At 70.6% G+C, this 18228-nt stretch carries 19 protein-coding genes; 4 read left to right on the forward strand and 15 right to left on the reverse strand.

Features of this window, described 5'->3' with window-relative positions; genetic code table 11:
- Positions 1-165 precede the first annotated feature (165 nt).
- From ACWDAK_RS01515 to ACWDAK_RS01540, 6 genes are all read right to left on the reverse strand, one after another.
- Complete coding sequence (locus tag ACWDAK_RS01515; RefSeq protein ID WP_427392805.1) at positions 166-1107, reverse strand: beta-ketoacyl-ACP synthase III; 942 nt, start codon at positions 1105-1107, stop codon at positions 166-168.
- Positions 1108-1212: 105 nt separating this feature from the next.
- The gene (locus ACWDAK_RS01520) at positions 1213-2136 is read right to left on the reverse strand and encodes a L,D-transpeptidase family protein (protein WP_427392804.1); all 924 of its coding nucleotides are present in this window, start codon (positions 2134-2136) and stop codon (positions 1213-1215) included.
- Positions 2137-2283: 147 nt separating this feature from the next.
- On the reverse strand, positions 2284-3447 hold the full coding sequence (mqnE, locus tag ACWDAK_RS01525) for an aminofutalosine synthase MqnE (RefSeq protein ID WP_344634885.1): 1164 nt from the start codon (positions 3445-3447) through the stop codon (positions 2284-2286).
- A 61-nt stretch (positions 3448-3508) separates the two neighbouring features.
- Positions 3509-4471 (reverse strand): threonine ammonia-lyase, encoded by a 963-nt coding sequence (locus ACWDAK_RS01530; RefSeq protein ID WP_344634886.1) that lies wholly within the window; start codon positions 4469-4471, stop codon positions 3509-3511.
- Positions 4472-4487: 16 nt separating this feature from the next.
- The gene (locus tag ACWDAK_RS01535) at positions 4488-4949 is read right to left on the reverse strand and encodes an Lrp/AsnC family transcriptional regulator (RefSeq protein ID WP_344634887.1); all 462 of its coding nucleotides are present in this window, start codon (positions 4947-4949) and stop codon (positions 4488-4490) included.
- 158 nt (positions 4950-5107) lie between these two features.
- Positions 5108-5749: a UbiX family flavin prenyltransferase gene (locus ACWDAK_RS01540; RefSeq protein ID WP_344634888.1), complete on the reverse strand. Its 642-nt coding sequence runs from the start codon at positions 5747-5749 to the stop codon at positions 5108-5110.
- Between the two features lie 104 nt (positions 5750-5853).
- On the opposite strand from ACWDAK_RS01540, the gene ACWDAK_RS01545 reads away from it, so the two are divergent.
- Complete coding sequence (locus ACWDAK_RS01545; RefSeq protein ID WP_427392803.1) at positions 5854-6594, forward strand: cyclase family protein; 741 nt, start codon at positions 5854-5856, stop codon at positions 6592-6594.
- 89 nt (positions 6595-6683) lie between these two features.
- Here ACWDAK_RS01545 and ACWDAK_RS01550 read toward each other — a convergent pair whose 3' ends face one another.
- The 3 genes from ACWDAK_RS01550 to ACWDAK_RS01560 all read right to left on the reverse strand — a co-directional run bounded on the left by ACWDAK_RS01550 (position 6684) and on the right by ACWDAK_RS01560 (position 9562).
- A complete protein-coding gene (locus tag ACWDAK_RS01550; RefSeq protein WP_344634890.1) occupies positions 6684-7061 on the reverse strand; it encodes a VOC family protein in 378 nt (125 codons plus the stop codon).
- A 79-nt stretch (positions 7062-7140) separates the two neighbouring features.
- On the reverse strand, positions 7141-8043 hold the full coding sequence (gene mqnP, locus ACWDAK_RS01555; RefSeq protein ID WP_425557531.1) for a menaquinone biosynthesis prenyltransferase MqnP: 903 nt from the start codon (positions 8041-8043) through the stop codon (positions 7141-7143).
- Between the two features lie 67 nt (positions 8044-8110).
- Positions 8111-9562 (reverse strand): menaquinone biosynthesis decarboxylase, encoded by a 1452-nt coding sequence (locus ACWDAK_RS01560; protein WP_427392802.1) that lies wholly within the window; start codon positions 9560-9562, stop codon positions 8111-8113.
- Between the two features lie 79 nt (positions 9563-9641).
- On the opposite strand from ACWDAK_RS01560, the gene ACWDAK_RS01565 reads away from it, so the two are divergent.
- From ACWDAK_RS01565 to ACWDAK_RS01575, 3 genes are all read left to right on the forward strand, one after another.
- Positions 9642-10043: a PLD nuclease N-terminal domain-containing protein gene (locus tag ACWDAK_RS01565; protein WP_344634893.1), complete on the forward strand. Its 402-nt coding sequence runs from the start codon at positions 9642-9644 to the stop codon at positions 10041-10043.
- Between the two features lie 513 nt (positions 10044-10556).
- Positions 10557-12158 (forward strand): acyl-CoA carboxylase subunit beta, encoded by a 1602-nt coding sequence (locus tag ACWDAK_RS01570; protein ID WP_344634894.1) that lies wholly within the window; start codon positions 10557-10559, stop codon positions 12156-12158.
- 62 nt (positions 12159-12220) lie between these two features.
- Positions 12221-12433, forward strand: a complete 213-nt coding sequence (locus ACWDAK_RS01575; RefSeq protein ID WP_344634895.1) for an acyl-CoA carboxylase subunit epsilon — start codon at positions 12221-12223, stop codon at positions 12431-12433.
- Positions 12434-12544: 111 nt separating this feature from the next.
- Here ACWDAK_RS01575 and ACWDAK_RS01580 read toward each other — a convergent pair whose 3' ends face one another.
- From ACWDAK_RS01580 to ACWDAK_RS01605, 6 genes are all read right to left on the reverse strand, one after another.
- Positions 12545-12895, reverse strand: coding sequence for a hypothetical protein (locus ACWDAK_RS01580; RefSeq protein WP_344634896.1), 351 nt, complete (start codon positions 12893-12895; stop codon positions 12545-12547).
- 164 nt (positions 12896-13059) lie between these two features.
- Positions 13060-14199: a c-type cytochrome biogenesis protein CcsB gene (ccsB, locus tag ACWDAK_RS01585; RefSeq protein WP_344634897.1), complete on the reverse strand. Its 1140-nt coding sequence runs from the start codon at positions 14197-14199 to the stop codon at positions 13060-13062.
- A gap of 3 nt (positions 14200-14202) precedes the next feature.
- Positions 14203-16032 (reverse strand): cytochrome c biogenesis protein ResB, encoded by a 1830-nt coding sequence (locus tag ACWDAK_RS01590; RefSeq protein ID WP_427394658.1) that lies wholly within the window; start codon positions 16030-16032, stop codon positions 14203-14205.
- A gap of 3 nt (positions 16033-16035) precedes the next feature.
- Positions 16036-16836 carry a cytochrome c biogenesis CcdA family protein gene (locus ACWDAK_RS01595; protein ID WP_344634899.1) on the reverse strand — a complete coding sequence of 267 codons (801 nt, stop codon included), beginning with the start codon at positions 16834-16836 and terminating at the stop codon, positions 16036-16038.
- Positions 16833-17432: a TlpA family protein disulfide reductase gene (locus ACWDAK_RS01600; protein WP_344634900.1), complete on the reverse strand. Its 600-nt coding sequence runs from the start codon at positions 17430-17432 to the stop codon at positions 16833-16835. Before ACWDAK_RS01600 ends, ACWDAK_RS01595 begins: the two co-directional genes overlap by 4 nt.
- Before the next feature lie 145 nt (positions 17433-17577).
- A complete protein-coding gene (locus ACWDAK_RS01605; RefSeq protein ID WP_344635095.1) occupies positions 17578-18225 on the reverse strand; it encodes a histidine phosphatase family protein in 648 nt (215 codons plus the stop codon).
- Positions 18226-18228 lie beyond the last annotated feature (3 nt).

The raw sequence follows: 18228 nt of genomic DNA on the forward strand, positions 1-18228 counted from the left end.
CCACCATCCACTCAGCGCGCAGCTCCGGCCTCCTGTCCGGGGTGCGTCGGACGGCGGTTGTGTCCTCGGGGGAGGTTCGCCGACGTGCCGCGACGCGCTGGAGACCACTGTGGGGCGGCCGGAATCGACTGATTCCGGCCGCCCCACAGCCGTGTCCGGGGCCCGTTACGGGCAGCGCACGACCTGCCCCGCGTAGGCGAGACCGCCGCCGAAGCCGAAGAGCAGCACCGGATCGCCCGAGTGCAGCTCACCGCGCTCCACCAGCTTGCTCAGCGCCAGCGGGATGGAGGCCGCCGAGGTGTTGCCGGAATCCACCACGTCGCGGGCGATCACCGCGTCGTGCGCCCCCAGCTTGTTCGCGATGGCGTCGATGATCCTCAGGTTGGCCTGGTGCGCGACGAAGCCCTTCAGCTCGGACGGGTCCAGACCGGCCTTCAGGCAGGTCTCCCGGGCCAGCGGAGCGATCTTCGTGGTGGCCCAGCGGAAGACCGCCTGGCCCTGCTGGCTGATGGTCGGGTCCCAGCCGGTGATCACCACCGCGTCGGTCTTCTCCGGCTCGGTGCCCCAGACCACCGGGCCGATCCCGGCCTGCTCGTCGGGGACCGCCTCGACCAGGGCCGCGCCCGCGCCGTCACCGAAGATCACGCAGGTGGTGCGGTCGGTCCAGTCGATGGTGTCCGACATCCGCTCGGCCCCGATCACCAGCGCCCGCCGCGCCGCCCCGGCCCGGATCGCGTGGTCGGCGGTCGCCAGCGCGTACGAGAAGCCCGAGCAGACCGTGTTGATGTCGTACGCGGCCGGCGCGGTCATGCCCAGCCGGGCGGCGACCGAGGCCGCCGTGAACGGGCTGCGCTCCACGGCGGTGCAGGTGGCCACCACCACCAGGTCGACCTCGGCGGCCTGCCGGCCGCCGTTCGCCAGTGCCTTCTGGGCCGCCTCGGTGGCGAGGTCGACCAGGGTCTCCTCGACCGCGATGTGCCGGGTGCGGATGCCCACCCGGCTGCGGATCCACTCATCGTCGGTATCGACCAGCTTCGACAGGTCCTCGTTGGTGAGGACCTTCGGCGGCTGGTAGTGGCCGAGCGAAATGATTCTGGAGCTGGTCATATTGCCACTCAACCCGGTTACCGACCGGTCAGGTGCTCACGCCCGGGTACAACGTCCCAGGCCGGAACCTGTAGGGGCCGTACAACGCCCCTTGCGGCACAAGGGTCAGGTGGCCAGGGTCGCGGCGTCCGCCATGGCGATCATCGGATGCGCCGCCGGGTCCAGGGTCTTGAGCAGCTCGATCATCTGGTCCTCGGGCAGCGAGACGCAGCCGTGGGTGGGACCGCCGTGGTCCACGTGCAGCCAGATGCCACCGCCCTTGGACTTGCCGTCGGGGAAGCGGTTGTCGAGCGGCGAGACGCCCTGCACCCGGTTGTAGTTGATCGCCACCACGTAGTCGAAGGACCCGGCCAGTTGCTCGCCCTTGAAGCCGGTGCCGCCGACCACGAAGTGCGAGTCCTGGTCGTACGGGAGCTTGGCTCCCGGGTCGGGCATCCGGCCGCCGGCATCGGACAGCGAGAAGACCCCGATCGGGCTGTGCAGGTCGTCCGCGTGCTTGTCGGTGGTCCAGCCCTTGTACGCGTTGTGGCCCTGCCAGGCGGCGCCGGGCTTCCAGCGGTTGTCGGGCGTGCGGGTCCACAGGGTGACCGTGGTGTCGGAGGAGTTGCGGTCCTTGCCGGAGGCCACCACCAGCTGGCGGGTCTGTGCCGGGATCTTCGCGCTGAAGCTCGGGCCCAGGCCCGGTATGGCCGCGTAGGTGCCGTCGGCTCGGTCCGAGCGGTTGGCCGCGGCCGAGTCGCTGCGGATCGCCTGCGCGGCGTTGACACCGGCCGACGCCGGGTCAGCCTCCGGCTTCTCGGGTGCCGCCGCGGACGGGTGCGCGGAACTCCCGGCGCTCTGGCCCACCGTGAACCAGCCCGCGGTGGCCGCCAGCAGCACCGCCGTACCGCCCATCAGCGCCTTGCCCCGGCGCTTGCGCGGCTTGCGCCGGTGCCCTCTCGGGCGGCGCGCCTCACCTCCGTCGCCGTGGACTGCCGGGGGCTGGACCTCGGCGTAGGGCTGGACGGTGACACGATGGGAACCGGACATGCTGACGATCCTTCCAAAGCCAGCGGGGTGATCGGAACCCGTGGCGTGTGGTGAGCCTGTGAGCATCGGCACACCGCGAGTGCGCCGGATGCCGTGGCCGAAGACGCCGCGCGCCCCGGGACGGTTGGGGGGTGCGCGGCGCTGTGATCAGAGTCGCATCGCCTGCGGCGTCTCCCGACGCTGCAGGTCAGGGCCGTCGTACTCGCGGATGACCTCGTAGCGGGTGTTGCGCTCGACCGGGCGGAAACCAGCGTCCCGGATCAGGCCGAGCAGGTCCTCGCGGCCGAGCTTGTTCGGGGTGCCGAAGTTGTCCGCGTCGTGGGTGATCTTGTACTCGACCACCGAGCCGTCCATGTCGTCCGCGCCGTGGCTGAGCGCCAGCTGGGCGGTGGCGATGCCGTGCATCACCCAGAAGACCTTGACGTGCGGGACGTTGTCGAACAGCAGCCGGGAGACCGCGAAGGTCTTCAGCGCCTCGGCGCCGGTGGCCATCTCGGTCCGCTCCATCAGCCGGTTGCGGACCACGCCGTCCTTGGAGTCGTGGAAGTCGTGCTGGTAGCGCAGCGGGATGAAGACCTGGAAGCCGCCGGTCTCGTCCTGCAGCTCACGCAGCCGCAGCACGTGGTCGACCCGGTGGCGCGGCTCCTCGATGTGCCCGTACAGCATGGTGCACGGGGTCTTCAGGCCCTTGGAGTGCGCCAGGCGGTGGATCCGCGACCAGTCCTCCCAGTGGGTGTCGTGGTCGACGATGTGCTGACGGACCTCCCAGTCGAAGATCTCGGCGCCGCCGCCGGTCAGCGACTCCAGGCCGGCGTCGATCAGTTCGTCCAGGATCTCGGCTGCCGACAGGCCGCTGATCTTCTCGAACCAGTGGATCTCGGTGGCCGTGAACGCCTTCAGCGAGACGTTCGGCAGCGCCGCCTTCAGCTCGCGCAGGCTGCGCGGGTAGTACCGCCAGGGCAGCGTCGGGTGCAGGCCGTTGACGATGTGCAGCTCGGTGAGGGAGTCCACCTCCATGGCCTTGGCCAGGCGGACGGCCTCCTCGATCCGCATGGTGTACGCGTCCTTCTCGCCCGGCTTGCGCTGGAACGAGCAGTACGCGCAGGAGGCGGAGCACACGTTCGTCATGTTGAGGTGGCGGTTGACGTTGAAGTGGACGACGTCGCCGTTCTTCTCCGTCCGCACATGGTGGGCGAGACCGCCGAGCCAGGCCAGATCGTCGCTCTCGTAGAGCGCGATGCCGTCCTCGCGGGTCAGCCGCTCACCCGCGTAGACCTTCGCCTCCAGCTCGCGCTTGAGCCCTGCGTCCATGCGGTGACCCGCCTCCTCGATCCGACTGACCGCAACACACGGTCTGTTTACCGGAACGAGACTACGCCTGGAGCAGCTCGGCCAGGAGCCTGGGTTCGACGTTGCCGCCGCTCACCACCGCCGCGAACACCCGGCCGGCCAGCTCATCGGCCCGGTGGAAGTACCCGGCCGCCGCCACCGCGCCCGAGGGCTCGGCGACCAGCCGGCCCCGGCGCGCCAGCAGGGCCACCGTGTCGCGGATCTCCTGCTCGGAGACCGTCACGATGTCGTCCACGTACGCCTGGAGGTGCTCGAACGGCAGCTCACCGACCGAGGGCGTGCGCAGCCCGTCCGCGATCGTCCGGTAGGTGTCGGCCACCGGCCAGGCCGTCAGCCGGCCGCTGCGCAGGCTCGCCTGAGCGTCCGCCGCCAGCTCCGGCTCGACGCCGATCACCCTGACGCCCGGGCAGGTCAGCTTGATCGCCGCCGCCGCACCGGAGATCAGGCCGCCGCCGCTGACCGGGACCAGCACGGTGTCCAGCTGGTCCGGGGCGTCCTCCGCGATCTCCAGGCCGACCGTGCCCTGACCGGCGATGATGTGGGGATCGTCGTACGGCGGCACCCAGACGTAGCCGTGCTCGTCCGCCAGCTCACCGACGAAGGTGTCCCGCTCGCCCGGGGCGACCAGGATCACCTCGGCGCCGAACGACCGGGTGTTCTCGACCTTCACCGCGGGCGAGGTGTCCGGCATCACGATCACGGCCTTGAGGCCGAGCAGCCGCGCCGCGTAGGCCACCGCCTGGGCGTGGTTCCCACTCGACTGGGCGACCACGCCGCGGGCCCGCTCGGCGTCGCTCAGCGCGGCCAGCCGGTTGTAGGCGCCACGGATCTTGAACGCCCCGGTGGGCTGCAGGTTCTCCGGCTTGAGCCAGAGGGTGCGAGCACCGTCGGCGGCCCATGGGCACGGGATCAACGGAGTCCGTACCGCCACTGCGGCGATCCGCTGCTGCGCGGCGCGCAGCTCCTCCAGGCCGACCAGTGCCATGGGCCCCTCCCCGTCCCTAGTCCAAGGCGTCCAGCGGGAGTTCGCTCACCCGGTTCTCCCACTTGGTGGAGAGTACAACCGTGGTCCTGGTGCGGGCTACGCCCTTCGTGCCGGAGAGCCGCTTGACCACCGACTCCAGGCCCTCCACGTCCGGCACCCGGACCTTGAGCATGTACGAGTCGTCACCCGCGATGAACCAGCAGTCCTCGACCTCGGCGAGGTCCTTCAGCCGGTGCGCGACGTCCTCGTGGTCCGCCGCGTCGGTGAGTTGAAGGCCGATCAGCGCGGTGACCCCGAAACCCAGCGAGGCCGGGTTGACCGTGGCCCGGTAGCCGGTGATCACACCGGCCTGCTCCAGCCGGTTGATGCGGTCCGTCACGCTCGGGCCCGACAGGCCCACCAGGCGTCCCAGCTCGGCGTACGAAGCCCGGCCGTTCTCCCTCAGCGCCTGGATGAGCTGTCTGTCAACCGTGTCCATATATCCGCCCGCGTCCTTCCGAACCGCTACAGACCCACAGATCATTATCCGGAATCAAAGGCGCCGTGCGCGGATCAACCCGGATATCGCAAAGAACATACTCTCCCGGGCTGCGAGGCTTTACTCGCCCTTGCCGCTGAGGCCCAAAGGCCCCGGGATCACGCCGTCTTGCCGCCGGACCCGAGCTCGCCCTCCCAGCGCCGGTACAGCCCGTGCCGCACCCCGACCGCGTCCAGCACCCGGCCCGCCACGAAGTCCACCAGCTCACGGGCGGTCGAACCGCCCGCGTAGAAGCCCGGCGAGGCGGGGAGCACCACGGCGCCCTGGGCGTCCAGCTCCACCAGGTGCTTCAACGTCACCCCATCGAGTGGCGTCTCGCGGACGCAGACGACCAGCGGGCGGCGCTCCTTCAGGGTCACCGCGGCGGCCCGCTGCAGCAGGTCCTTGCTCAGCCCGAGCGCGATCCCGGCCACCGCGCCGGTGGTCGCCGGCACCACCAGCATCCCCTTCGCCGGGTAGGAGCCGCTGGACGGGCCGGCCGCGAAGTCGCCCGCCGACCAGTAGCGGACGTCGCTCAGGTCCTCGACGCCGGTCCACGCCGCCAGGTCCTCCTGCCAGTGCGCGTCGCGGAAGGACACCCCGGTCTCGTCCAGGATGGTCAGCCGGGCCGCCCGGCTCACCACCAGGTCCACCGCCTCGCCCGCCGCCAGCAGCGCCCGGATCACCGAGGCCGCGTACGGCGTTCCCGACGCGCCCGAGACTCCGACCACCCACGGCTGACGTGCGCTCTGCTGCTCCATGACTCCGCACCATAACCCCGCCCCCTCGGGGCGGAGGGGCGACCCCGGAAACCCGGGAAGCCCCGCGCCGCCCGGGCCTCGCCCGGCTGCGCGAAGATGGGTGCATGGCGCCGACGTTGATCGACCTCACACATCCGGTCACCACGGGCATGCCCGTCTACCCCGGGGATCCGGAGGTCGAACTGCGGCCCGCGCTCACCACCTCCACCGCCGGGGTCAACGTGCTTGGCCTGCACCTGGGTTCGCAGTCGGGCACGCATGTGGACGCCCCGTACCACGTGGACGTCACCTGGCCCACCCTGGACGGGCTGCCGCTGGAGCTGTTCACCGGGCCGGCCGTGCTCGCCGACCTTCGCGGGCTCGCTCCGCGCACCGGCGTGACACCCCAACTGCTCGCACCGGCACTGGAGTTCGCCGCCCCTGGGACGATCCTGCTGCTCGCCACCGGCTGGCCGAGGCACTGGGGCACCGACGGCTACCTCGCCCACCCCTGGCTCACGCCCGAAGCGGCGGAGGCGATCGTCGCGGCAGGCGTCCGCACCGTCGGCGTGGACGCCCTGAGCATCGACCCCACCCCCGACCCGGGCCCGGGCGATGTCGCCGTCGCCGCACTGCTCGCCGATCTCTCCGACGAGCACGACCCCGCCGCCGAGCCCGCCACGCTGGCCGCGCACCGGATCCTGCTCGGCTCCCCCGGCGGAGCGGTGATCGCCGAGAACCTCACCGACCTGACCCCGCTGCTCGACGCGCAGGCGGCGGGCCGCCCGATCGAGCTCTCGCTGTTCCCGCTCCGCCTGGTCGCCGCCGACGGCGCTCCGATCCGCGCGGTCGCCCGGCTGGGTTGATCCACCCCGGGCTGACCAACCCGCTGGGCACCGCCCGTCGCCGACCCGGACGCCGGTGTGAGCCCCGAAGGGCCCGCAGCGGTGCCGGCCTAGGAGACGGCGCGCTGGAGGAGGCAGAAGGGGTGCCCAGCCGGGTCCAGGTAGACCCGCCAGCCCGTCTCGACGTCCTTGAGTTCCGCGCCGAGAGCCAGCACCCGTTCCTCGGCCTCGGCCAGGTCCTCCACCTCGATGTCCAGGTGGAGCTGCTGCGGGTGGGCCGGGTCCGGCCACATCGGCGGGCGGTAGTCCTCGACGCGCTGGAAGCCCAGCACCATCCCGTCGGGCAGGTGGACGGTCGACCACTCGTCGTCCACCGACCACCTCGGGTCGGGGCGGCCGATCTCGCCGCCCAGCAGGGTGCCGTAGAAGTGCGCCAGCCCGGCCGGGTAGTGGCAGTCGAGCACCACGCACTGCAACTTGCCGATCATCGTTCCTCCTCGCCGACCGCACCTGCCCCTCTGCTCGGCAGCATAGGCACTGCCCGCGACAGGTGCGGCCGGAACGGAGTCAGCCGCCCAGACCCCGGATGACCAGGTCGAGCAGGGCGAACACGAAGAGCGAGATGCCGACGAAGCCGTTGGTGCTGAAGAAGGCCCGGTTGAGCCGGGAGAGGTCGCCGGGCCTGACGATGGTGTGCTCGTAGACGAAGGCGCCGGCCACCACCGCCAGGCCGGTCCACATGGCCGGGCCGGCATGGGTGCGGACGGCGAACCAGACCAGCAGACCGGTGGTGACCAGGTGGCAGACCCGGGCGCCCCGCACCGCGGCGGCGACGCCGAAGCGGGCGGGCACCGAGCGGACCCCGTCGGCGCGGTCGGATTCGACGTCCTGGCAGGCGTAGATCAGGTCGAAACCGCCGATCCAGATGCCGACGGCGAGGCCGAGCACGACCGCGTCCCAGGACCAGGTACCGGTGACGGCCAGCCAGGCGCCGACCGGGCCCATGGCCTGGGCGAGGCCGAGGATCGCCTGCGGGAAGTCGGTGAACCGCTTGCCGTACGGATAGACCACCATCGGGACGACGGCGATCGGCGCGAGCACCAGGCAGAGCGTGTTGAGCGCGGCGGCGGCGCCCAGGAAGACCAACAGGGCGATCGCCGAGCCGGTGTACGCGGTGCGCACCGAGACCGCGCCGGTGACCAGCTCGCGGCCCGCGGTGCGGGGGTTGCGGGCGTCGATCTCCCGGTCGATGATCCGGTTGGCGGCCATCGCGAAGGTGCGCAGGCCGACCATGCAGATGGTCACCAGCACCAGCTCGGCCCAGTGCATCCGGCCGTCGTCCAGGAACATCGCGGTGAGCGCGGCGATGTACGCGAAGGGCAGGGCGAAGACCGAGTGCTCGATCATCACCAGCCTGAGGAAGGCCCGGGTCTTGCTCTGCGGGACGGCGGCCGTGGTCACAGTTCGCACTCCGGATCGACCCCGCGAGCGCGGGGACGGACCCCGGGCTCCTCCGGCACCATCGTGACAGGCTTCATCACAGTCCGTACTCCTTCCAGCGTCGGGTCACCCGTTCGGCGGTGGCCGGGTCCGAGCTGACCATCTCGGGCCAACCGCCGTCGCGGGTGTAGCCCTCCTCGGGGAGCTTGCGGGTGGCGTCGATACCCGCCTTCCCGCCCCAGAACTGCTGGTAGGAGGCGTGGTCCAGATGGTCGACCGGCCCCTCGACCACGGTGAGGTCGCGGCTGTAGTCGACGTTGCCGAAGGCGCGCCAGGCGACCTCGTGGTAGTCGTGCACGTCGCAGTCGGAGTCCACCACGATGATCAGCTTGGTCAGCGACATCATGTGGGCGCCCCAGATGGCGTGCATCACCTTCTGGGCGTGCTTGGGGTACTTCTTGTCGATCGAGACGATCACGCAGTTGTGGAAGCCGCCGGCCTCGGGCAGGTCGTAGTCGACGATGTCCGGAATGATCACCTTCAGCAGCGGCAGGAAGAAGCGCTCGGTGAACTTGCCGAGCGGTCCGTCCTCGGTCGGCGGGCGGCCGACCACGATCGACTGCAGCAGCGGCCGGCGGCGCATCGTGACGCAGTCGATCCTCAGCGCCGGGAACGGCTCCTGCGGCGTGTAGAAGCCGGTGTGGTCGCCGAACGGGCCCTCCGGCAGCATCTCGCCGGGCTCCAGCCAGCCCTCCAGGACCACCTCGGCGTCGGCCGGGACCTGGAGCGGGACGGTCTTGCAGTCCACCATCCGCACCCGCTCGCCGGCCACGAAGCCCGCGAACAGGTACTCGTCGATGTCGCCGGGCAGCGGGGCGGTCGCCGCGTAGGTGACGGCGGGCGGGCAGCCGAAGGCGATCGCGACCGGGAGCTTCTCGCCCCGCCTGGCGGCGACGGCGGCGTGGTTGCGGCTGTCCTTGTGGATCTGCCAGTGCATGCCGACGGTCCGCTTGTCGTGCCGCTGCAGGCGGTACAGGCCGAGGTTGCGGATGCCGGTGTCCGGGTCCTTGGTGTGGGTCAGGCCCAGGTTGAAGAAGGAGCCGCCGTCCAGCGGCCAGGTGAACAGCGCGGGCAGCCGGTCCAGGTCGACGTCGTCGCCGGTGAGCACGACCTCCTGGACCGGGGCGTCCTTGACGTTGCGCGGCGGCACGTGGGCCATCGAGGCGAGCTTGCCGAAAGCGTCCCGGAAGCCGGTGAAGCCCTGTGGGAGCTCGGGCCTCAGCAGTCCGGCGATCTTCTCCGAGATGTCGTCGGGCGACTTCAGGCCGAGCGCCTTGGCCAGCCGGCGCTCGGTGCCGAAGACGTTCATCGCCAGCGGCATCGAGGAGCCCTTGACGTTCTCGAAGAGCAGCGCCGGGCCCTTGGCCTTCTGCACGCGGTCGACGATCTCTCCGATCTCCAGATAGGGGTCGACCTCGACCTTGATGCGCTTGAGGTCGCCCTCTCGCTCCAGCGCCCGGAGAAACGAACGGAGATCGTCGTATGCCATACGTGTCAGTATCCGACACCGACTAGCCTGGGCCCGCAAAGAGGGCCCCACCTGTCATCGCCCGGGGGAGAACGCCGCTGTGCTGAGGATTCTGCCGCCGCTGCTCGTGCTCGCCCTGTGGATCTGGGCCTTCATCGACTGCCTGACCACTCCCGAGGAGGAGGTCCGCCACCTACCGAAGGCGGCCTGGGTGATCATCGTGCTGCTCTTCCCGCTGGTCGGCTCGGTCGCCTGGCTGGCGGCGGGGAGGTGGCGCGGCCGGGCGGCTGCCCGGACGGCGAGCGGCCCGGACGGCGCCGGGCGGACCCGCCCGATGGCCCCGGACGACGACCCCGAGTTCCTGGCCTCCCTCGACAAGGAGACTCCCCACAAAGAGGACCGGCGGCACGAGGACATGCTCAGGCGGTGGGAGGCTGACCTGTGCCGCCGCGAGGAGGAGCTGCGGCGCAAGGGCCACCCGGAGGACGGCGGCCCCGCCTGACCGGTCCCGGCCCCGGTGATCCGCCCCGCGAGGGGTCGGCCAAGGGCCGTGAGCAGGGCGTGCCGACACGCGGACGGCCCATGGGAACCACCCATTCGGACCTCCGGGCCCGGCACTCGGGCGCGGGGCACCGCTTTGGTACATCCCTACCATCCGCTGCCGCCGCCAGGGCGTTCCCGGGCGCCGCCCCCGCTTCCCGCACCGCCTCGCCGGACATCCGTCCGAACCTCCGTCGCGCGCCCGGCCTGCCACGCTGACCTGCGGAATCGGTGCATCACACCGATCATCCGCCACATCCCCCGGTAGCCGACCCCGAGCTATGGGTGAGCGGTACGCCGCTCATGCTTTCTGTACGGCTTTCACATGTTCTCGGGCCCGACCTTGTACGGAATCGACGCCGAAACCCGGGCCCGAACCCTCGTAGTGTCGTAGGTGAAGAAGTGTTCGCAGCAGCAGCCGCCGCCACCGCAGGCCGGCTGTCGGACAGTTCCCTCACACTTGGAGTGGTTCGAGATGACGGTTCTGCACGAGGCGCCGGTCGGCGACGAGATCCCCGAGATCCCGGCCGATGCGCGCGGGCGGGTGGCCGAGCTGCACGATCTCCGGGAGAAGGTCCGCCGGGGCCCGAGCGAGAAGGCCACCGAGGCGCAGCACGCCAAGGGGAAGCTGACGGCGCGCGAGCGGATCGATCTGCTGCTGGACGAGGGCTCGTTCCGCGAGGTCGAGCCACTGCGCCGGCACCGGGCCAGCGGGTTCGGCCTGGAGGCGAAGAAGCCGCACACCGACGGTGTGATCACCGGCTGGGGCACCGTGCACGGCCGGACGGTCTTCACCTACGCCCATGACTTCCGGATCTTCGGCGGCGCACTGGGCGAGGCCCACGCGCAGAAGATCCACAAGATCATGGACATGGCCATCGCGGCCGGCGCGCCGCTGGTCTCGCTGAACGACGGCGCCGGCGCCCGGATCCAGGAGGGCGTCACCGCGCTGGCCGGCTACGGCGGCATCTTCCAGCGCAACACCAAGGCCTCCGGTGTCATCCCGCAGATCTCGGTGATGCTCGGCCCGTGCGCGGGCGGTGCGGCGTACTCGCCGGCGCTGACGGACTTCGTGTTCATGGTCCGCGAGACCTCGCAGATGTTCATCACCGGCCCGGACGTGGTCCAGGCGGTGACCGGCGAGAAGATCAGCCAGAACGGGCTCGGCGGTGCCGACGTCCACTCGGGTGTCTCCGGCGTGTCGCACTTCGTGTACGACGACGAGCAGTCGTGCATCGAGGAGGTGCGCTACCTGCTGTCGCTGCTGCCGCAGAACAACCGGGAGATGCCGCCGGCCGCGGTGAACGACGACCCGGTCGAGCGGCGCTGCGAGGCACTGCTCGACCTGGTGCCGGTGGACGGCAACCGCCCGTACGACATGCGCAAGGTCATCGAGGAGGTCGTCGACCACGGCGAGTACCTGGAGGTCCACGAGCGGTGGGCGACCAACGTGCTGTGCGTGCTGGCGCGGATCGACGGCCACGTCACCGGGATCATCGCCAACCAGCCGCAGTCACTGGCCGGCGTGCTCGACATCAACTCCAGTGAGAAGGCCGCGCGTTTCGTGCAGATGTGCGACGCGTTCAACATCCCGCTGGTCACCCTGCTGGACGTGCCGGGCTTCCTGCCCGGTGTGGACCAGGAGCACGGCGGCATCATCCGGCACGGCGCCAAGCTGCTGTACGCGTACTGCAACGCCACCGTGCCGCGGATCTCGCTGATCCTGCGCAAGGCGTACGGCGGCGCCTACATCGTGATGGACTCCCGCTCGATCGGCGCGGACCTGTCCTACGCCTGGCCGACCAACGAGATCGCGGTGATGGGCGCCGAGGGCGCCGCCAACGTGATCTTCCGCCGGGACATCGCCGCGGCAGAAGACCCCGAGGCGATGCGCGCGCAGAAGATCAAGGAGTACAAGGACGAGCTGATGCACCCGTACTACGCGGCCGAGCGCGGCCTCGTGGACGACGTCATCGACCCCGCCGAGACCCGCACCGTGCTGGCCTCCGCCCTCGCCATGCTCCGCACGAAGCACGCCGACCTGCCCAGCCGCAAGCACGGCAACCCGCCGATGTAACAGGCCGCCCAGGCCCGTCGGTCCCACACCAGACTTCTTGATCCGGGGGAGAAACCACAACCATGAGCGCTTCCGCCGAACCCCTCGTACGCATCGTCCGCGGCTCCCTCACCGACGAGGAACTGGCCGCCCTCACCGCCGTCCTGATGGCCCGTGCGGCCGCCGCCCAGGCCGCCGCCGTCCAGACCGCCGTGGTCGAGCCGATCGCCAACTGGCAGCGCCTGGAGCGCCGCCCGGCGTACTTCTCCCCGGTCAGCTGGCAGCAGGCCGCCTGACGGTCCTGCAGGCCGCCTGTGGCGAGCGCCCGCCCTGCGGCCGTACTCCGAGGAGTGCGGCCGCAGGGCGGGCGCCGTCGTCGTCCGGTCCGGGGCTCGGCCCGGATGCGTTCAGGCGGCGGCCAACGCCGCCGGGCGCCCGGCGTGCATGACGGCGAGGTTGGTGGCCAGGCGCTGCGGGTCCTGGGAGAGCCAGAGGCGGACGGCGGCGCCGAGCATGGCGCAGGCGGAGTCGAGCCGGACACCGGTGGACTGGGCGACCCGGCCGGCGGCCAGCACGAGCAGGTCGGCCAGCGGGGCGGGGAGCCAGACGGTCTGGGCGCAGGGGGCCGGCTGGGTCAGTGCGCCGAGCAGGCGGTAGGCGTCGGCGGTGCAGTGCAGGGTGGGCAGGACGTCCAGCAGCCCGTCGGCGACGACCTCGGAGACGTCGCTGCGGTGGCCCTGCGCGAGCCGACGGAGCAAGGCTCTCTCCGTAGCGGTGATTCGGACGGTCAGCATGACCTCATCGCACTCCATCGTGCGGCCCTCCTCGCGGCCTTGGGACGGGTAAGAACAACTGAGAACGGAAAGTACTGGTACGAACCGCCCTGCCGCCGAGCGAGCGGCAGGGCGGGTGGGACGGACGGTCAGCCGACACCGGCGTAGGAGTGCTTGCCAGTGATGAAGATGTTGACGCCGTAGAAGTTGAACAGATAGAAGCTGAAGGCCAACAGGGCCAAATAGGCCGCCTTCCGGCCCTTCCATCCGGCCGTGGCCCGGGCGTGCAGGTACGCGGCGTAGGCCACCCAGGTGATGAACGACCAGGTCTCCTTCGGGTCCCACTCCCAGTACTTGCCCCAGGCCGCCTCGGCCCAGATCGCGCCCGCGATGATGGTGAAGGTCCACAGCGGGAAGACCATCGCGTTGATCCGGTACGAGAGCCTGTCCAGCGAGGAGGCGGCGGGCAGCCGCTGCCAGACCGAGGCCGGGGTGCCCAGCGGACCGGTGGTCAGGCCCTCGGCGGCGCGCTGGTCGTAGCGGTCCTTGCCCAGGTAGAGCAGGGTGGTCACGAAGGCCGCGTACAGGAAGCCGCCGCAGATGATCGCGGTGGAGACGTGGATGGCCAGCCAGTAGGAGTGCAGGGCCGGGACGAGCTGCTCGGAGTCGGTGTACAGCACGCTCACCGCGAGGCCGAGGGTGAGCAGCACCGCCAGCATGACCGGCAGGCCGAGCCAGCGGGCCTTCTTCTTGGCGACCAGCAGACCCAGGTAGGCGAGCACCATGGTGAGGCCGAAGGCGCAGGAGAACTCGTACATGTTGCCCCACGGCCAGCGCATCACCGAGAGGCCGCGGCTGACCACGGCACCGGCGTGCAGCAGGGCGCCCAGGACGGTCAGCGAGACGGCCATCCGACCGACCAGGTCGCCCTTCTCGCTGGTGCCGGCGGCGCCCGGGCCGTCGACCGCATCGGCCTCGCCACGGCCGCTGGTGACCACGGTGGCGCCGGCGTCGGCCAGTGCGGTGCGGGTCAGGGTGGTGGTCCCGCCGTTCGCCGAGGCGACCGTGACGGTGACCCGCTTGGCCGCCTTGACGGGCTCGTTCGCGGCCGCCACGGTCTCGGCCAAACTGGCCTGCTCGACGGAGCGGACGGCGACCGCCCCCTTGCTGCCGAACGTCCACTCGAACATGTAGGCGAACATCGCGATCAGGTACACGGCCATCGCCGAGTAGATCAACTTATTGGAGAGGTCGGCCAGCTGGAGGTCGACTCCCGAGGCGAGATGCACCGTCTACTCCTTGGAGCTCGGGTCGGCGGGGGATGTGGGGCCTGACGGTTTGTCCGACACGACTGCTTCGTCCGAAGCGGGGGTGGACTCGGCGGTGAGGGCTTCCTCGGCGTCCGACGCGTCCTCGGCCCGCGCTTCGGGCTTCGCGGCGGGCTCGGACCCGGGCTCGGTCGCCGACTCGGACTCGGACTCGGTCGCCGGGGCGTCGTCCTGGAGGTCGACGGCGAGTTCGGCGAGCTCCTCCGCGATCTTGGCGGACTCGCTCCTGGCCAGTCCGGCGGCCTCGACCAGGGTGCGGCCGTCGGGGGTGGTGACCGCCCGGACCCAGATCCGGCGGCGCTGCACGAACAGCGAGCCGATCAGACCGAGGATCGCGCAGACCGCACCGGTCAGGGCGATCGCGTTGCCCGGCCGGTGGGAGACGGTGAAGCTGGCCCACTCCTGGTAGCCGTCGAAGGTGACGGTGCCGTAGCCGTCCGGGAGGCTCCAGCCCTGACCGGGCTTCAGCCGGGCCCTGGCGATGTCGCCGTCCTGCTTCAGCTGGGTCAGGTGCTGGGTGTTCAGCTGGTACACGTTCTGCGGCAGGCCGGAGTCGGTGCCCAGGTCTCCCGCGTACGCGGTGAGCACCAGCATCGGCTCGGCCGCGGCCGGGAAGAGCGAGACCGGCCCGGTCTGCTCGAAGTTCACCGGCGCGGTCGGCAGGAAGTAGCCCTGGAAACCGAGCTGGGTCTTCTTGCCGTCCTTCTCGCCGTAGTCGTTGACCTTGACGACACCGGTGGAGGTGAGGTTGCCGTCCTGCGGGAGGAAGGCGGTCGGGCCCGCGTACACGGTCTCGCCCTTGGCGTTCTTGACCGTGACCACCGGGGCGTAGCCGTGGCCGATCAGGAAGACCTTGCTGCCGCCGATCTCCAGCGGGTGGTTGACCTCGATGTCGGCCTTGGTCAGCTTGGTCTCGTCGGAGCCGGTCCAGTACCGGATGTGCGCCGCGTACTCGCGGGGGGTGCCCATCTGGTCGCCGCCGGTCTGGTACTCGGCGGTGAAACCGTCCAGCTTGAAACCGAAGGGGTCCAGGTCGTCGCTGGTGTAGAAGGCCGAGCCGGTGAAGTCGTCCAGCTGGGTGGTGGTGTTGGAGTAGCCCTGGCCCACGATCACCAGCTTGCCGCCCTGGCCGCTGGCCAGGCTGGCCCAGGCGAAGCCGGCGAGCAGCGCGAACAGCGAGAAGTGGAACAGCAGGTTGCCGACCTCGCGCAGATAGCCCTTCTCCGCGGCGACCGCGCCCGCCTCTTCCATGTGCACCCGGAAGCCGCGCTTCCTCAGGCGCTGGTACGCGGCCCGGTTGACCGCCTCGGGGTCGGCGTCGGTGTGCCAGGCCGCGTAGACCGGCATCCGGGTGAGGTTGCGCGGCGCGGCCGGCGGCTTGGCGCGCAGCACTCCGACGAACTGCCAGGTACGCGGGATGATGCAGCCCGCCAGCGAGACGAACAGCAGGATGTAGATCGCCGAGAACCAGACCGAGCTGTAGACGTCGAACAGCTGGAGCTTCTCGTAGATCGGCGTGAGCGACTTGTGCGCGGCCTTCCAGGTCTCGACCTTGAAGGAGTTCTGGCTGGTCTGCGGGATCAGCGAGCCGGGGATGGCGGCCAGCGAGAGCAGGAACAGCAGGATCAGCGCGACCCGCATCGAGGTCAGCTGACGCCACATCCAGCGGAACCAGCCGAGCACTCCTATGCCGGTCGGCGAGTCCGTCTCGGCGGGCGCGCTGCTGAGCCGCTCGGCCTCCGCGTCGGTGACGTCCTCGGGGCCCTCGGGTGCGCGGGTTCGGGTGTCGCTCACGGGTCAGATTCCGATCGAGAAGTTCTGGGTGGCGTACTGGAGCTGGTTCACCAGCGCGTCCCAGCCGCCGGTGACCAGCAGCAGGCCGACCGTGACGAGCATGCCGCCGCCGATCCGCATCACCCACTGGTAGTGCTTTTTGATCCAGCCGAAGGCGCCGAGCGCCTTGCGGAAGGCGAGCGCGGCCACGATGAACGGTACGCCGAGGCCGAGGCAGTACATGGACATCAGCAGCGCACCGCGCCCGGCGTCGGCCTGGCTGAGCGACAGCGTCTGGATCGAGGCCATGGTCGGACCGATGCAGGGCGTCCAGCCGACCCCGAAGACGATGCCGAGCAGGGGTGCGCCCACCAGTCCGACTGCGGGGCGGCGGTGCGAGCGCAGTTCGCGCATCGAGAAGCCGGGCAGCAGACCCATGAAGGCCAGGCCCATCACGATGGTCACCACGCCCATCACGGTGTTGATGGTGTGCCGGTGGTCGAGCAGGGTACGGCCGAAGAAGCCGAAGAGCGCACCCCCGGAGACGAACACCGCGCTGAACCCGAGCACGAACAGCAGCGAGCCGAGCAGCATCCGGCCGCGCCGCGAGCCCCTGGCGTCCGCCAGGTCGGCGGCGGAGAAGCCGGTGACGTAGGAGAGGTAGCCCGGGACGAGCGGCAGCACGCAGGGCGAGAAGAAGGACACCAGCCCGGCGGCGAGCGCGATCGGGACTGCGAGCAGGATGGCCCCGCCGGCCACCGTCGCGTTGGTCTCCCCCAGCGCGAGCGGTACCTGCGGCACCTGCGTGAGGAGGGCCGCGCTCACTGGGACTTCTCGTCGACGACGGGCTGCAGCAGCGACTCCAGGTCGTCCGAGGAGATCGCGTGCAGCGACCGGGCGGCGAGCCGGCCCTCGCGGTCCACGATGATCGTGGTCGGGATCGACTGCGGGTTCAGGCTGCCCTTGGGGAACTTCAGGATCTGGGTGCCCTCGGGGTCGTAGATGCTCGGGTAGGTCACGCCGAAGTTCTGCTCGAAGCGCACCGCGAGGGACGGGTCGGTGTCACGGGTGTTGATGCCCAGGAACTGGACGCCCTTGTCCTTGTACTTCTGCGAGACCGCCTGGAGGCCTGCGGCCTCGGCCCGGCAGGGGCCGCACCAGGAGCCCCAGATGTTGAGGACCACGACCTTGCCCTTGAAGTCGGCGAGCGACGCGTTGCCGCCGTCCAGGGTCTTGCCCGAGATTTCCGGGGCCGCCCCGCGGTCGGCCGCCGGGGCGGTCTCCAGACCGCCCTTGCCGCTGACGAAACCGGTCTGTCCTCCGCTGCTGGACGAGCCAGAGCTGCAGCCGGTGAGGGCGAGTGCGGCGACGGCGCCGAGGGTGGCGGCGAGGCGGATACGGCGGCGGGGCGTCCCAGACATGTGAAAAGTTTCGCATGGGACTTCAGGTGGTTTCAGGGGGGTCCGGCCTTGCCTGCCGGACCCCCTCTGACCTGCTGTTCCTGCACTTATGATCCGCTTATTTCGGGCAATGTCCGATTGGATCTTCCGAACAGCGGGCCGGCCCTCAGGCGCCGAAGCTCTTGCCCACCGGCTTGCCCTTGCCGCCCTTGCCGACCAGGTGGGCCGGCAGCAGGTCGCGGGCCGGCTCCCGGTAGCCGATCGAGACGATCCGGTCGCCCTCGTAGGTGAAGCTGGTGAGCGAGGCCAGCGAGCACTGCCGGCGGCGCGGGTCGTGCCAGAGCCGGCGGCGCTCGGCGAACGAGCGGACGATCCAGATCGGCAGCTGGTGGCTGACGCAGACCGCCTCGTGCCCGCGCGCGGCGTCCCGGGCCGCGGCGAGCGCGCCCATCATCCGGACCACCTGCTCCAGGTACGGCTCGCCCCAGGACGGCTTGAACGGGTTGGTCAGGTACTTCCAGTACGCGGGGTTGCGCAGCGATCCGTCGCCCACGCCGAAGGTCTTGCCCTCGAAGACGTTCTCCGCCTCGATCAGCCGCTCGTCCACGGCCACCTCCAGGCCGTGCACCTTGCCGATCGGCTCGGCGGTCTCCTGCGCGCGGGTCAGCGGCGAGGCCACCACGTGGGTGATGTCGCGGTCGGCCACGTAGTCGGCGACCCGGTCGGCCATCTGCCGGCCCAGCTCCGAGAGGTGGTAGCCGGGGAGGCGCCCGTACAGGATGCCCTCCGGGTTGTGCACCTCGCCGTGCCGCATCAG

Source organism: Kitasatospora sp. NPDC001175 (assembly GCF_053598215.1).